The organism is Streptomyces sp. NPDC022552 (genome assembly GCF_055561875.1).
In genome coordinates this window covers 335,625-350,699 of record NZ_JBVHGJ010000005.1, presented here as the reverse complement: position 1 = coordinate 350,699, position 15,075 = coordinate 335,625, and the positions used below count along the sequence as shown (strand labels likewise).

At 72.4% G+C, this 15,075-nt stretch carries 13 protein-coding genes; 7 read left to right on the top strand and 6 right to left on the bottom strand.

Annotated elements, in window-relative coordinates; all coding sequences use genetic code 11:
* Window positions 1-15: 15 nt before the first annotated feature.
* On the top strand, window positions 16-1,032 hold the full coding sequence (locus tag ACZ3OF_RS17190; RefSeq protein ID WP_361669995.1) for a phosphotransferase: 1,017 nt from the start codon (window positions 16-18) through the stop codon (window positions 1,030-1,032).
* A 98-nt stretch (window positions 1,033-1,130) separates the two neighbouring features.
* Here ACZ3OF_RS17190 and ACZ3OF_RS17185 read toward each other — a convergent pair whose 3' ends face one another.
* Complete coding sequence (locus tag ACZ3OF_RS17185) at window positions 1,131-2,708, bottom strand: protein kinase domain-containing protein (RefSeq protein WP_361669998.1); 1,578 nt, start codon at window positions 2,706-2,708, stop codon at window positions 1,131-1,133.
* Window positions 2,709-2,977: 269 nt separating this feature from the next.
* Here ACZ3OF_RS17185 and ACZ3OF_RS17180 point away from each other — a divergent pair, with 269 nt between their 5' ends.
* On the top strand, window positions 2,978-4,624 hold the full coding sequence (locus ACZ3OF_RS17180) for a protein kinase domain-containing protein (RefSeq protein WP_361670000.1): 1,647 nt from the start codon (window positions 2,978-2,980) through the stop codon (window positions 4,622-4,624).
* Window positions 4,625-4,754: 130 nt separating this feature from the next.
* On the opposite strand, the gene ACZ3OF_RS17175 is transcribed toward ACZ3OF_RS17180, so the two are convergent.
* Window positions 4,755-5,123: a hypothetical protein gene (locus tag ACZ3OF_RS17175; RefSeq protein WP_467305295.1), complete on the bottom strand. Its 369-nt coding sequence runs from the start codon at window positions 5,121-5,123 to the stop codon at window positions 4,755-4,757.
* A 148-nt stretch (window positions 5,124-5,271) separates the two neighbouring features.
* Between ACZ3OF_RS17175 and ACZ3OF_RS17170 the strand changes: the two genes are divergently transcribed.
* The 5 genes from ACZ3OF_RS17170 (at window position 5,272) to ACZ3OF_RS17150 (ending at window position 10,683) form a co-directional block, all read left to right on the top strand.
* Window positions 5,272-5,502 carry a hypothetical protein gene (locus ACZ3OF_RS17170; protein ID WP_467305293.1) on the top strand — a complete coding sequence of 77 codons (231 nt, stop codon included), beginning with the start codon at window positions 5,272-5,274 and terminating at the stop codon, window positions 5,500-5,502.
* 106 nt (window positions 5,503-5,608) lie between these two features.
* Window positions 5,609-6,259, top strand: a complete 651-nt coding sequence (locus ACZ3OF_RS17165) for a PadR family transcriptional regulator (RefSeq protein WP_467305291.1) — start codon at window positions 5,609-5,611, stop codon at window positions 6,257-6,259.
* 95 nt (window positions 6,260-6,354) lie between these two features.
* Window positions 6,355-7,089: an ABC transporter ATP-binding protein gene (locus ACZ3OF_RS17160; protein WP_361670010.1), complete on the top strand. Its 735-nt coding sequence runs from the start codon at window positions 6,355-6,357 to the stop codon at window positions 7,087-7,089.
* Window positions 7,086-9,953, top strand: coding sequence for an ABC transporter permease (locus tag ACZ3OF_RS17155; RefSeq protein ID WP_361670013.1), 2,868 nt, complete (start codon window positions 7,086-7,088; stop codon window positions 9,951-9,953). Before ACZ3OF_RS17160 ends, ACZ3OF_RS17155 begins: the two co-directional genes overlap by 4 nt.
* Before the next feature lie 184 nt (window positions 9,954-10,137).
* Complete coding sequence (locus tag ACZ3OF_RS17150; RefSeq protein ID WP_352187277.1) at window positions 10,138-10,683, top strand: bacterial proteasome activator family protein; 546 nt, start codon at window positions 10,138-10,140, stop codon at window positions 10,681-10,683.
* Between the two features lie 76 nt (window positions 10,684-10,759).
* Here the strand turns inward: ACZ3OF_RS17150 and ACZ3OF_RS17145 are convergent, their stop codons facing one another.
* Genes ACZ3OF_RS17145 through ACZ3OF_RS17130 form a run of 4 tightly spaced genes read right to left on the bottom strand, consistent with a single transcriptional unit; the run spans window position 10,760 to window position 15,039 of the window.
* Window positions 10,760-11,749, bottom strand: a complete 990-nt coding sequence (locus tag ACZ3OF_RS17145; protein WP_467305287.1) for an NAD(P)H-quinone oxidoreductase — start codon at window positions 11,747-11,749, stop codon at window positions 10,760-10,762.
* Window positions 11,750-11,759: 10 nt separating this feature from the next.
* Window positions 11,760-12,851, bottom strand: a complete 1,092-nt coding sequence (locus ACZ3OF_RS17140; RefSeq protein ID WP_361670017.1) for a potassium channel family protein — start codon at window positions 12,849-12,851, stop codon at window positions 11,760-11,762.
* Window positions 12,839-14,179, bottom strand: coding sequence for a molybdopterin molybdotransferase MoeA (locus ACZ3OF_RS17135; RefSeq protein ID WP_361670020.1), 1,341 nt, complete (start codon window positions 14,177-14,179; stop codon window positions 12,839-12,841). The genes ACZ3OF_RS17140 and ACZ3OF_RS17135 overlap by 13 nt, the downstream gene beginning before the upstream one ends.
* The gene (locus ACZ3OF_RS17130; RefSeq protein ID WP_361670023.1) at window positions 14,176-15,039 is read right to left on the bottom strand and encodes a DUF6457 domain-containing protein; all 864 of its coding nucleotides are present in this window, start codon (window positions 15,037-15,039) and stop codon (window positions 14,176-14,178) included. Before ACZ3OF_RS17130 ends, ACZ3OF_RS17135 begins: the two co-directional genes overlap by 4 nt.
* Window positions 15,040-15,075: the final 36 nt, after the last annotated feature.

Here is a 15,075-nt window from a genome sequence, read left to right as displayed (position 1 = left end):
TCTAACATCTGGCGAGTGCCGCGCTCATCTGAAACCCTCGCTCCGCCCGTCGGCGCCGTGCTGCGCCGCTACCGCGAGGCCGGCGAGCCGCTCTCCTGCGAACCCGTCACCCAGGGGCTCCTCAACCGCGGCTACCGCGTCGCCACCACCCGCGGCGCCTACTTCCTCAAGCAGCACCTCGACGCCCCGACCGCCGACCGGGACACCATCAGCCGGCAGCACCGCGCCACCCAGCGCCTGCACGCCCTCGGCCTGCCCGTCGCCCCGCCGCTCGCCGACTCCGACGGCCGCACGGTCGCCGTCATCGGCGGCCGCTGCTACGCCCTGCACCCCTGGATCGACGGCCGCCACCGCGACGGCGCCCAGCTCTCCACCGGCGGTTCCCGGCGCCTGGGCGCCCTCCTCGGGCACGTCCACACCTGCCTGGAGCAGGTCATGGAGTCCCCGCCCCCCGGTGAAGGCCACGAGAGCGCCCGCCCCGAGGACACCCTCCGCGTCATCGACGAGCTGCTCCGCCTCGCCCGCGCCCACCGGCCGCGCACCGGCTTCGACGCGCTCGCCGAGCACCGGCTGCTCGAACGCCGCGGGCTGCTCGCCGAGCACGCCCACCGCCGCCCGCCGCCCGCCACGGCGGCCGGCTGGGTCCACGGCGACTTCCACCCGCTGAACCTGCTCTACCGGGGCGCCGAGCCGGCCGCGATCGTCGACTGGGACCGCCTCGGCGTCCAGCCCCGGGCCGAGGAGGCCGTCAGGGCCGCCGCCATCTTCTTCGTACGACCGGCGGGCGAGCTGGCCCTGGAGAAGGTACGGGCGTACGCGCGCGCCTACCGGCGGGCGGCCGGCGCGGACGGGGCCGAGCTCGCGTCGGCGGTGCACCGGGTGTGGTGGGAGCGGCTCAACGACTTCTGGATACTGCGCTGGCGCTACCAGCTCCACGACCGAAGGGCCGACCCGCAGTTTCCCGCGGCGTCGGCCCTGGCGGTGTGGTGGACCCGTGAGTACGAGGCGGTACGCGACGCGTTCGCGGGCTGACCGGCCCTTCCCGGCCCTGGCACCGCTCCGGCTGTCCTGGCACCGACCCCGCAGGGGGCCGGTCGGTCAGGAGGCGGTCAGGGGGTGGTGCCGGGCGGTCAGGGTGTGGTGCCGGGGCCGCCGCCGGTCGGCGGGTCCGTCGGCAGGTCCGTGGGATCACCGGTCGGCGGGTCGGTCGGCTCGTCCGTCGGCTCGCCCGTGGTGCCGCCCTCGTCCGAACCGTCGTCCGTCGGCTCCGTCGACGGCGTGGTCGGCGGCGTCGTCTGGGGCGTCGTGGGCGGGGTCGTCGGCGGGGTGTAGGACGGCGTCCAGGGCTGCTGGTCGCCGCCCGTCGACGTGTCCGGCTCCTGGCTCTCCTGGCTCGGCGGCGGGCTCTCCTGGCTCGGCTCGTCCGACGGCGCCGACGAGGAGTCGGTGACCACCGGCGTCGTCGGCTTGTCGCTGCTCTTCTCGCCGGCCTTGTCCAGCGCGTACGCGACACCCGCGATGATCGCGATCAGCGCGAGCGCCACGAACAGGATCGCCTTGCCGCGGCCACCACCGCTCTTGCCGCCGTGCTGCGTGCCGTAGCCATCCTGGCCGTACCCGCCGCGACCGCCGTCGTAGCCGCCGTCCTCCGGGTTCATCGGCGGCAGGATCGGGCCCTGCGAGGTCTCGTGGTGCATCGGGTGGCCCATCGCGGTCGTCGCCGCGACGCCGCCGACCGGAGTGTGCCCGCCCTCGTGCATCTCCACCGGGCCGGTGTTCCACATGCCCGTGTGACCGCCGGCCTGCTGGAGCATCTGCAGGCCGTACTGGATCAGCCCGCGCATCTCCTCGGCGCTCTGGAACCGGTCGTCCGGATCCTTCGCCAGCGAGCGCATCACCAGCCCGTCGAGCTCCGGCGGCGCGTCCTGCGCGACGTCGGACGGCGGGACCGGGATGTCCTGGACGTGCTGGTAGACCACCGAGAGCGGGGTCTCGCCCGTGAACGGGGGCCGCAGCGCCAGCAGTTCGTACAGCAGACAGCCGGTCGCGTACAAGTCGGAGCGGTGGTCCACCGCCTTGCCGAGCGCCTGTTCGGGGGAGAGGTACTGCGGCGTGCCCATGACCATGCCGGTCTGGGTCATCGTCGACTGTGCGCCGTGCAGGGCGCGCGCGATGCCGAAGTCCATCACCTTCACCGCACCCGTGTGCGTGATGATGACGTTCGCGGGCTTGATGTCCCGGTGCACGATGCCGTGCTGGTGCGAGTACGCGAGCGCCTCGAGCACCCCGGAGACGATGATCAGGGCCTGCTCGGGACCGGGCGCCTCGGCGCTGATCAGCAGGTCACGGATGGTGCGGCCCTCGACCAGCTCCATCACGATGTACGGCACGGACTGGCCGCCGACGACGTCCTCGCCGGAGTCGTACACCGCCACGATCGCGTGGTGGTTGAGGCCGGCGACCGACTGGGCCTCGCGTGTGAAGCGGGCCTTGGAGACCGGGTCCTCGGCGAGGTCGGAGCGGAGCAGCTTCACGGCGACCGTGCGCCCCAGACGGACGTCCTCGGCCGCGAACACCTCGGCCATGCCGCCGCGTCCGAGACGGTGCGTCAGGCGGTACCGGCCGTCACCGACCACTCCGCCGATGCCCCAGGACTCCGCGGCGGCGCCCGACAGGCCGCCGCCGCCTGCTTCGGATTCGGGTGCCATCAGTCCTCGCCGTCATGTGTCCGTCGTGTGGTGCCCTACCGCCGTCACGCTACAGGCTTCGTCCGACACCACGGTCCGAGTGGACGGGCCATCCAACCCTCTACGCGTGTACCCGTGCAAATTCCGGTCCGTTCGTGTAACGCTTCCGAGACGCTTCTCACGCGGAGGGTCACGGAACGGGCACCCGGCTTGACGTGTCGGTGCCCTGGGGCAGACTTGGCCAGGAAATTCCGGATCAGCGCCGCCACGCGCGCGTAGGGGGAGCACGAATGAGCCAGGACGGCGCACAGGGTCGCTATGCGGGCGGCTCGGTCGCAAACGGCCGGTACCAGCTTCGCGACCTGCTCGGCGAAGGCGGAATGGCCTCCGTCTACCTGGCGTACGACAGCGCCCTCGACCGTCAGGTGGCCATCAAGACGCTGCACACCGAACTCGGCCGGGAACAGTCGTTCCGGGAGCGGTTCCGGCGTGAGGCGCAGGCGGTCGCCAAGCTTTCGCACACGAACATCGTCTCGGTCTTCGACACCGGCGAGGACACCCTCGACGGCGCCGTCATGCCGTACATCGTCATGGAGTACGTCGAGGGACAGCCGCTCGGCTCCGTCCTCGCCTCCGACGTACAGCAGTTCGGCGCGATGCCGGCGGACAAGGCGCTGAAGGTGACCGCCGATGTCCTCGCCGCGCTGGAGACCAGCCACGAAATGGGCCTGGTCCACCGGGACATCAAGCCTGGCAACGTGATGATGACCAAGCGTGGCGTCGTCAAGGTGATGGACTTCGGCATCGCCCGCGCCATGCAGTCCGGTGTCACCTCGATGACGCAGACCGGCATGGTCGTCGGCACCCCGCAGTACCTCTCCCCCGAACAGGCCCTCGGCCGCGCGGTGGACGCCCGTTCCGACCTGTACTCGGTCGGCATCATGCTCTTCCAACTCCTCACGGGCCGCCTGCCGTTCGACGCGGACTCTCCGCTGGCCATCGCGTACGCGCACGTCCAGGAGGAGCCGGTCGCTCCCTCGTCCATCAACCGTTCGGTCACCCCGGCGATGGACGCGCTCGTCGCCCGCGCGCTGAAGAAGAACCCGAACGAGCGGTTCCCGAGCGCCGCCGCGATGCAGGACGAGTGCCTGCGGGTGCTGTCGGCCGGGCAGACGGGCGCGCCGGTGATCGTGGCGGGCGGTCCCGTCAGCAGCGGTTCCGGCGTGGGCTCGGCGGTCTTCCCGCCGGTCGGCCAGACGCCGCCGCCCTCGACGCACGGTGTCCAGCAGCCGTACCAGCAGCCGACGCCGCAGCCCGGTCCGTACGGTCCGCCGACGCCCGCCCCCTCCTACGGGTACCCGCAGCAGGCGCAGACCCCGCCGCCTGCCTCCATGTACCAGACGCCCTCTCCCGGGCCGTACCAGATGTCGCCGCAGACCTCGGTGAACAGCCCCCTGCACAACGGATCCGGAGGGTCCGCGGGGTCCGGCGGGTCCGGGCGGAACATGCCGGTGGTCGTGGGATCGATCGTGGTCGCGCTGCTCGCGATCGGCGGTGTGATCACCGCGATCTCGCTCAACAAGGACGACGCGGACCCCAAGGCGGACGGCGACCCGAGCCAGAGCCAGTCGGCCGCGCCCGGGCACAAGGGTCCTGACCTGACCAAGACCATCGACGTGAAGAAGTGCACCGAGCCGAGGGAGTCGAGCGAGGACCCGGCGAAGTTCGAGATCCCCGACTTCACGTACAAGAACATCCAGTCCGTGAAGGACTGCATCCAGGCCGCGGGCTGGAAGATCACGAAGCAGACCCCGGTGGACGAGGCGACGTACGGCGAGGGCACGGTCCTCAGCCAGTACCCGCCGGCCGGTGCGGACGCGTCGAAGGACGACGCCGATTTCACCCTGGAGATCTCGACGGGCAACCCGGGGCAGTAGCGCCCCTTCCGGGTCGCCCGCGCGCGGCGTTCGTCGCGCTCTTCATCCGTGCGCGGGCGCCCGGATGCCGGAAATGTCCCCCCATGTGACGCTGAGTGGGAAACCTCGGCGGCTCGGTACGGGAGGGGGGTCACCCGGTGACTCCAGGACTCCGCGACGCGCGGACACGGGCACTGCGGTGGCGGGCGATCGGCCCGGTGGCGGTGTGCTGGTTGATGGTGGGCTTCGTGCCGATGGCGTACGGGTACGAGCGCCCCGGGCCCGCACCCGTCACGACGACGGCGTCCAAGAGCGCGCCCACGAAGCACTGGAAGAGCGCGCCGTCCCCCTCGGCCACACCGTCCTCCTCGGCCACACCGTCCCCCACGGTCTCGCCGAGCGGCACTCCGGAGGCCCCCGGCGCGTCCGGCCCTCCCGGACGGCCCCCGACCGCCGCGCCCTCCTCCCCCGCGGTGTCGCACTCCGCCCCGGCACCGGTCTCCGAAGCCCCCGGCCCCACCCCGTCGCGCTCCCTGGCCGGCCGCCCCGCCGGGGAGGGCCGCGAACGGCCCGGCCGGCCCCCCGGCCCCCCGAAGCCGAGCGCCACCGACACGGCCGCCGACCCGTCACGTAGCAAAACGGCAACAGCCGAGGAGCCGCCGGAAGGGGTGGAAGAGGAGTCGGACGAGGGGGGCGAGTTCCCCGAAGCGGTACCCGAGACGGAGGCCACGCCCTCCGAGCCGGCGCCCGCCACCGTGCCCGCCGCGGCGCCCCGGCTCGGCTCCCGGACCACCGCCACCAGCGCTGACCGGCAGATTCCCGTGCTCACGCTGGGCGCGGGACTCGCGCTGATGGGGCTCGGCATCGGTTTTCTCGGCGTACGGATGCGGCGCCGCTGAGGCCCGGCGTCCCTCGCACGACTCCGCGGGTCCTCCTTGAGACGGACGCCGCGCTTCCCTCTCAGGTCCCTTGTCGGCCTCGACATACTCGGTATACATACTGAGTATGTCGATCCGCCACGGGCTTCTCGCCCTCCTCGAACGCGGGCCCCGCTACGGCTCGCAGCTCCGTACGGAGTTCGAGTCCCGCACAGGCTCCACCTGGCCCCTCAACGTCGGCCAGGTCTACACGACGCTCAACCGTCTCGAACGGGACGGCATGGTCGCCCAGGGCGGCGAGGACGAGGCCGGCCACGCGCTCTACGCGATCACCGACAGCGGTCGCGAGGAGCTCAGGGCCTGGTTCGAGAAGCCGGTGGACCGCACCAGCCCGGCCCGTGACGAGCTCTCCATCAAACTCGCCATGGCCGTCGGGGCGCCCGGCGTCGACATCCGCGCCGTCATCCAGTCCCAGCGCCGCCACACCGTGAAGGCGATGCAGGACTACACCCGGCTCAAGGCCCAGGCGCTCGCCGCGGTCGAGAGCGGCGCGTCCCGGGAACGCGACGACGTGGCCTGGCTCCTCGTCCTGGAGCAGCTCATCTTCCAGACCGAGGCCGAGGCCCGCTGGCTCGACCACTGCGAGGCCCGGCTGATCCGCCTCTCGACGGCCGCCGTCGGAGCGGGGGACCCACGGCCCCCCGAGCCCGCAGAACCGGCCGAGCCTCCCACGTCGGCCTCCCGGTCCGCTTCGTCTTCCGCTTCCCGATCCGCGTAGTCCGCCTCTCGCCTCTCCGCCTCTCCGCCTCTCCATCTCTCCATCCGCTCCGTACGATCGCCGACCGCGTTCGTACGTCCAAGGGGGACCCCTCCATGTCCACAGCGCAGCCCGTGCTGCAACTCCAGAACCTGACCCGCGTCCATGGCTCCGGCGCCACCGAGGTGCACGCCCTGCGCGGCATCGACCTCGATGTCTTCCCCGGTGAACTCGTCGCCGTCATGGGCCCGTCCGGCTCCGGCAAGTCGACCCTGCTCACCATCGCGGGCGGCCTCGACATCCCCACCTCCGGCCGAGTGATCGTCGAGAACACCGACATCACCACCGCCGACCGCAAGGCCCTCGCCGCCCTGCGCCGCCGCAGCATCGGGTACGTCTTCCAGGACTACAACCTCATCCCGGCCCTCACCGCCGCCGAGAACGTCGCCCTGCCACGCGAACTGGACGGCACCTCCGCCCGCAAGGCGCGCGTCGAGGCGCTGGCCGCGCTGGAGGAGATGGACCTCGGCCACCTCGCCGACCGCTTCCCCGACGAGATGTCCGGCGGCCAGCAGCAGCGTGTGGCCATCGCCCGCGCCCTCGTCGGCGACCGGCGCCTCGTCCTCGCCGACGAGCCCACCGGCGCCCTCGACTCCGAGACCGGCGAGTCCGTCCTCGCCCTGCTGCGCGCCCGGTGCGACGCCGGAGCCGCCGGCGTACTCGTCACCCACGAGCCGCGGTTCGCCGCCTGGGCCGACCGTGTCGTCTTCCTGCGGGACGGCGCCGTCGTCGACCAGACCGTGCGCAGCGAGGCCGACTCGCTCCTGACCGGCCAGGCGGCCGAGCGGTGAACAAGTGGCTCCACTCCTGGCGCGCCGCGATCCGTATCGCCCGCCGTGACGCCTGGCGGTCCAAGGGACGCAGCTTCCTCGTCCTCGCCATGATCGCCCTGCCCATCCTGGGCGTGAGCGCCGCCGATCTGACCCTGCGCAGCTCCGAACTCTCCACCGAGGAGAGCCTCGCCCGGACCATCGGAGGCGCCGACGCCCGGTTCGTCGACGCCTCCGTGGGCGGCGTGCCGATCCTGCAGGATCCCACCGGCGAGATGAACACGACGGCCGAGGACTACGACGACAAGGTCTGGCCGAGCGGTTCGACCGATGTCAGGAAGACCATCCCGGCCGGTGCCACGTTCCTCACCGACAGCTCCGGAAGCGCGAAGCTGACCACCGCCCACGGGCTGCTGCAGAGCGAGATCCGTGAGCTGAAGGCCGCCGACCCGATCGCCCGGGGGATCATGACCCTCCTGGAGGGCCGCTTCCCGCAGAAGGCCGACGAGGTCGCCGCGACCACGCACTTCCTGGAGACCAGCGGGCTGGGCATCGGCTCCACCGTCTCGGCGCGCGGTGACGACCGTACGTTCCGGATCGTCGGCTCGTACGAGATCCCCAACGACCTCAAGGCCGACCAGGTCAACGCCCTGCCGGGCGCCTTCCTCGCCCCGTACGCCAAGGCGGTCGAGAAGGCCGGTCTTAGCGGTGCCGACGTCTCCACCACGTATCTGGTGAAGTCCGCCGGTGGTTTCACGTGGGACGCGGTCCAGAAGATCAACACCAAGGGTGTGACCGTCGCCTCGCGTGCCGTGCTCCTCGACCCGCCCGCCAAGGAAGACGTCCCGCTGTACCAGAAGGAGGGCTGGGGCGACTTCGAGTCCAGCCCCGGCGCCCAGGCCGCCGAGCTCGCCGCGGTCGGCACGATCGTCGGCCTCGCGATGCTGGAGATCTGCCTGCTGGCCGGGCCCGCGTTCGCCGTGGGCGCCCGCCGCTCGCGCCGTCAGCTCGGGCTCGTCGGAGCCAACGGCGGCGACCGCCACCACATCCGCGCCATCGTCCTGAGCGGCGGCCTCGTCATCGGCGTCGCGTCGGCCGTCGTCGGTACCGTCCTCGCCCTGATCCTGACGTTCGCCCTGCGCCCGGTCCTCGAGAACGCCATGGGCCAGCGGTTCGGCTCCTTCGACGTCCGCCCGCTGGAACTGCTCGGCATCGCGGTGATCGCCGTGGTGACCGGCCTCCTCGCCGCGATCGTCCCGGCCGTCACCGCGTCCCGGCAGACCGTCCTCGCCTCGCTCACCGGCCGTCGAGGGGTCCGCCGCAGCAGCCGCGTGCTGCCGCTGGTCGGCCTGGCGGCCCTGCTCCTGGGCGGTGCGATCGCGCTCTACGGATCGGTGATCTCGGACCAGTTCGTGATCGTCGCGGGCGGCAGCGCCATCGCCGAGCTGGGCGTGGTCGCCATGACGCCCGCCCTGGTGGGCCTCTTCGGCCGCACCGGCCGCTGGCTGCCGCTCTCGCCGCGCCTCGCCCTGCGGGACGCCGTGCGCAACCGGGGCCGTACGGCACCCGCCGTGGCCGCCGTGCTCGCCGCGGTCGCCGGAACGGTCGCCGTCTCCACCTACGCGGCCAGCCGCGAGGCCCAGGACCTGGCCGGTTACACGCCGAAGCTGCCGCACGGCGCGGTCTCCGCGCTCGTGATGGAGGAGAGCGGCCGGGACGTCCCGGCGGTGCGTGACGCCGTGCAGCGGCTGGTGCCCGTCGACACCCGCGCGGACGTCCAGCGCATCCAGGTCGGCAAGCCGAGCTGCGCCCCGTACAGCGACAGCGCGGGCTGCGGCCGCTTCGAGATGGTCATCCCGAAGGCCAACGAGTGCCCGCTGTGGGGCACCTTCGAGGAGGGCGAGGACCCCTCGGCGAAGTACACCGTCGAGCAGCGGCGCAAGTTCGCCGAGGACTGGCGCTGCAAGGAGGACCGCGGCGGTGACTTCGGCGGCGGATCGTACGTCGAGAGCGGCCTGCTCATCGGTGACGCCTCCCTCCTCAACGTGCTCGGCATCAAGGACGCCGGCGCGGAGAAGGCCCTCGCGGAGGGCAAGCTCGTCTCCTTCGTCAAGGCTCCCGTCGACACCTCCGGGAAGGTCGGCATCAAGCTGGTCACCGACAACCAGAAGGCGCGGCAGGCCGAGCTGGACGGCAAGCCGGTCCCCGGCGTGATCAAGAGCTTCCCCGCCCACCTGGTGACCGGCGAGAACGCCTACGGCGTGGGAGCGCTCCTCACCCCGGCCGCCGCCAAGGCCGCGGGCCTGCCCACGGTGCCGTTCGGCTCGTTCTTCTCCACCGACTCGCTGCCCACCGCCGAGCAGCGCCAGAAGCTCGACGGCGAGCTCGCCAAGATCGGCAGCGACGCCGGGCTCTATGTGGAGGAGGGCTTCGTCAGCGACACCAGCATCGTGCTCCTCGCGCTGACCGTCTTCGCGGGCCTCGTCACCATCGGCGCCGCGGGCATCGCCACCGGCCTCGCGCAGGCCGATGCCGAGGCCGACCTGAAGACGCTGTCCGCCGTCGGCGCGCCCCCGCGGGTCCGCCGCACGCTCAGCGGCTTCCAGTGCGGAGTGGTCGCCGCGATGGGCGTGATCCTCGGATCGGCTGCCGGCGTGCTCCCGGCGATGGGTCTGCGGCTCACCGAGGAGCGCCAGGAGCTGCGCTTCCACCAGGAGAACCTGGACCAGGGCTGGGCCACATCGGCGGAGGTGCCGTACGTCCCGATCGTCGTCCCCTGGGAGACGCTCGCTGCCCTCCTGGTCGCCGTACCGCTCGGTGCCGCGCTCCTCGCGGCCCTGGTGACCCGCTCCCGCGGGGCCCTGGCCCGCCGCGAGGCGACCTGACCGGACCGGACGGACCTGACCGGACGGACCTGACCGGACCGGACGGACCTGAGTGGACCGGACCTGACCGGACCGGATCGGACCGCCCGGCGACCGTTGCCGTCCTGTGCCCCCGGAGAAGGGTGGATCACCCTCCTCCGGGGGCACACCGTGTGGTGAGGCATGTGTGCGAGAGAATGGCGGCATGGAGATGCCGAGGAATGAACGGTCGCAGGAGACTCCCCAGGTCCTCATCGTGGGACAGGACGGGATGGCACTCGGCGGCACTCAGGGTGACGACGAATCCCGCGAGGTCCCGGTGACGGAAATGGTCGAGCAGCCCGCGAAGGTCATGCGCATCGGCAGCATGATCAAGCAGCTCCTGGAGGAAGTACGGGCGGCACCTCTCGACGAGGCCAGCCGCGTCAGGCTCAAGGACATCCACGCCAGCTCCGTCAAGGAGCTGGAGGACGGGCTCGCGCCCGAGCTGGTCGAGGAACTGGAGCGGCTCTCCCTGCCGTTCACCGACGAGGCGATCCCCTCCGAGGCGGAACTGCGGATCGCGCAGGCCCAGTTGGTGGGCTGGCTCGAAGGCCTCTTCCACGGCATCCAGACGGCGCTGTTCGCCCAGCAGATGGCGGCCCGCGCCCAGCTGGAGCAGATGCGCCGGGCGCTGCCGCCCGGTGCCTCGCACGAGGACGACGACGACCAGGGCCACGGACACGCGGTCCGCTCGGGGCCGTACCTGTAAGGGCGTAGACGTCTACGGAAGGGCCCGGCGGCACCTGGGGTGCCCGCCGGGCCCTTTCACGTACCGTCCCGCGTGCTCAGTGGGCCTGCGGCGCCCTGAGCAGCACCTTGCCGACGTGGGTTCCCGAGTCCAGCGCCCGGTGTGCCTCGGCGGCGTCCGGCATCTCCACCGTACGGTCGACGACCGCGCGGACCGTCCCTGAGGCGATCAGCGGCCAGACGTGCTCACGCACCGCCGCGACGATGGCCGTCTTCTCGTGGAGCGGACGGGACCGCAGCGTGGTCGCCGTGATCGCCCCCCGCTTGGCGAGCAGCGCGCCGAGGTTCAACTCGCCCTTCACACCGCCCTGCAGGCCGATGATCGCCAGGCGGCCGTTGATCGCGAGCGCCTTCACATTGCGCTCCAGGTACTTCGCTCCGACGATGTCCAGGATCACGTCCGCACCGGCCCCGTCCGTGGCCTTGCGCAGCTCCTCGACGAAGTCCTGCTCGCGGTAGTCGATCAGGACGTCCGCGCCCAGCTCGGCGCAGCGCGCGAGCTTCTCGGGACCGCCCGCGGTGACCGCGACCTTCGCTCCGACGGCCTTGGCGAGCTGGATCGCCATCGTGCCGATGCCGCTCGCGCCGCCGTGCACCAACAGCGTCTCGCCGGGCCGCAGATGGGCGACCATGAAGACGTTCGACCAGACCGTGCAGGTCACCTCGGGCAGCGCCGCGGCCGTGACGAGATCCACCCTGTCCGGTACGGGCAGCAGCTGGCCGACGGGCACGACGACCTTCTCCGCGTAACCGCCGCCGACCAGCAGCGCGCACACCTCGTCCCCCACCGACCAGCCGGAGACACCCGGCCCCAGCTCGGCGATCCGGCCGGAGCATTCGAGACCGGGGTACGGGGACGAGCCGGGCGGCGGGTCGTAGAAACCCTGCCGCTGGAGCAGATCGGCGCGGTTGACGGCGCTCGCCACCACCTCGACGAGCACCTCGCCCTCGGCGGGCACGGGATCGGGCACCTCGGCCCAGACGAGGGCCTCGGGACCACCGGGTTCCGGAATCGTGATCGCATGCATGGCGGCGAGGCTACTCGGGCGGCGTGGACAACGGGGTGACGGGCGCAGCCCGCACGATCGTGATCACACGGTCCGTCAACTGCAGGGGGCTGGCCGCCGGATCGTCGTAACCGAGCAGCCGGTGGCCGCGCAACACGCTGACCACCAGGTCCTCGGTCTCCCGCACGTTCTTGCCGACCTCGGACTTTATGACCGGCCGTTCCACCAGATCGAGGCCCGAACCCTGCTGGATCAGGTCCTCCATCACGGTGCCGGCGCTGGGGCTGAGCACCGAGAGCCCGAGCAGCCGTCCGGCGGCGCTGGCGCTGGTGATGACGGCGTCCGCGCCGGACTGGCGCAGCAGCGGCGCGTTCTCCTCCTCGCGTACGGCCGCGACGATCTTCGCGCCCCTGTTGAGCTGGCGCGCGGTGAGCGCCACGAGGACGGCGGTGTCGTCGCGCTGCGTGGCGATGACGACCTGCCGGGCCTTCTGGACCTCGGCCCGGAGCAGGACGTCGCTGCGGGTCGCATCGCCGACCACACCGACGAATCCGTCCGCGTTCGCCGTCTCGATCACCTTGGTGGACGGGTCGACGATGACGATCTGGTCCTTCCGCAGCCCCGTCGCACAGAGCGTCTGGATCGCCGAGCGGCCCTTGGTCCCGAAGCCGACGACGACGGTGTGGTCACGCAAGATGGACCTCCAGCGGTTCAGTCGCCACTCCTCCCGGGTCCGTTCGGTGAGGACCTCGAGAGTGGTGCCGACCAGGATGATCAGAAACAGGACACGCAGCGGCGTGACCACCAGGATGTTCACGAGCCGCGCCGAGTCGCTGTACGGGACGATGTCGCCGTACCCCGTGGTGGAGAGGGTGACGGTCGCGTAGTAGGCGCAGTCGAGGAAGTCGAGGGTGCCGTCGGCGTTGTCGTTGTAGCCGTCGCGGTCGAGGTAGACGATCACGGTCGTGAGGGCCAGCACGCCGAGGGCCATCAACAGCCGCTTGGTCACCTGCCGCAGGGGCTTCTCGACGACGCGCCGGGGCATCCGGATACGGGAGGGGGACGTCTTCTCGTCCGCTTGGCGGGCCATGACGTCACGGCTGGGAAGTTTCACGTGAAACATCCTCCCTGGGAAGCGCCGTGTGTCGGAGCCATCGGCCAAGGAAGATCGAGAATCTCCAGGGCCACTCCACTCCGTGCTCCCCCGGGCGGCACGACGGCCATCCCGTCGGCGGCGGCGATACCCCGGAGCATCGCCGGGCCGTTGTAGTGCAGGGGCACGGCGTCGTCGCCCTCGTGGACGACCGGAACCAGCCGGGTGTCGTGCGGATGGCCGTGGATCTCGTCCCGTACGGGCACGCAGTACGACTCGGGGGCCGGGGCGCCCGCCAGGGCGCGGAGCAGCGGCTCGGCCAGGGTGAGCAGGCCGGACACGGCGGCGAGCGGGTTGCCGGGCAGTCCGACGAGATGGCGGCCGGCGTCGAGGCGCGCGAGCAGCATCGGGTGTCCGGGGCGGACCTTCACCCCGTCGACGAGCAGGACGGCGCCCGTCCGGGCGAGCACGGGGTGGACATGGTCGACGGGGCCGGCGGCCGTGCCTCCGGTGGTGATCACCAGATCGGCGGGGGAGCCGGTGACGGCCGCCGCCAGGGCGTCGGCGTCGTCACCGATCCGGCGGGTGGCGAGCACCTCGGCGCCGAGCGCGTCGAGCCAGGGGCCGAGCATGGGTCCGAGGGCGTCCCGGATCAGCCCGTCGCGGGGGAGTCCGGTGGTCAGGAGCTCGTCGCCGAGGACGAGGACCTCCACCCGGGGCCGGGGACGCGTCGGCAGCTCGTCGTACCCGGCCGCGGCGGCGAGGCCGAGGACGGCGGGGGTCACCCGGGTCCCGGCGGGCAACAGCCGGTCTCCGGCACGGCATTCCTGGCCGCGGGGGCGGATGTCCTGGCCGGGCACGACCTCACGCCGGGCATGCAGATGGCCGCTCGCGTCGGTGCGGGCGTGCTCGCTGCGGATCACCGCCGTGGTGTCGTGCGGCACACGGGCGCCGGTGGCGATCCGTACCGCCGTGCCGTCGGCCAGCGGGGAGGCGGGGGCGTGGCCGGCGAGTACGGCCCCTTCCTCGCGGATCTCCCAGGGGCCGGGCCCGGCGACGGCCCAGCCGTCCATGGCCGAGGTGTCGAAGGACGGCAGATCGGTGAGCGCGCACAGCGGCTCGGCAAGCACATGGCCCACCGCCTGCCCGAGGGGAGTACGGAGAGGTGTGCGGGCGGCCCCGACGGCCGCCCCGGCGCGGGCGGCCACGGCTCGCGCGGCCGGCCAGGCCGTGGCGCGGTGCTCTTCGGCGGGCCGGGGTTTCTCGCCGCGCGGCAGGGCGACGAGGGCGAGGACCTCGTCCACACCGTCGTCGTCGGTTCCGGGCGCGGCCTGGGCCGCACGCTCCTGAGAGGTCATCCGGCCGCGTCCCGCTCCGCTTCGGCGGCCCACCGGTTGGCGAGGGCGGCGGCCTTGCGGGAGGCCTCGGCGACCGCCTCGGGACCACCACCGGCATCGGCCGCCCGGCCTGCCGCGTACCCGACCAGGAACGTGGTCAGCGGCGCGGCGGGGCGGGCGACCCCGTGGGCGGCGTCCCGGGCCAGGTCGAGCAGCACGCCGGTGTCGACGTCGATCTCGATGCCCAGCTCGTCCTTGACTGCGGTGATCCATTCGTCCAGCACGTTCTCATGCTCCCTGATCCGGGCCCGGGCCGTGGCGATGTCCTCCCAGGTGTCGCAGTCGAAGGAGGCGAGGGGGCCGGCGGTGACCCGGACGATCCGCAGCCCCTGGGTGAGCAGACGCAGCGGGAGCCCGGAGAGGGTGCCGTGCGCGGTGGTGAGGAGATCCACTTCACGTCGGAGGGCGGCGGCGCGGTAGGCGGCGACGAGCGGCTGGTCACGGCCGGCGGCGTCGACGAGGAGAGCGGCGTCGGCGTCGGGCTCTGCGGTCAGTGCGTCGAGGAGGAGCCTGCCGGTGTCCTCACCGAGAAACGGCAGGTCGGCGGAGAGAACGAGCACCACGTCGGCCCGGACCTCGCGCAGGCCCGCGTCGAGCGCGGCCATGGGGCCGCCGCCGGGCGGGTCCTCCCTGGCCCACACGACGGGTCGTACGGTCGCCCGCCGCCCGCCGACGACCACGGTGCGCCCGGCTTGTCGGCACCCCGCGAGCACCCGGTCGAGCAAGGCCCGCCCGCCTACCCGCAGCCCCGGCTTGTCGACCCCACCAAGCCGCTTCGCGCCTCCACCGGCGAGCACGATGGCGTCAAACCCGATCGTCATCCCAGCAGTATGATCCGCCCCCACCCACAAAGCCCC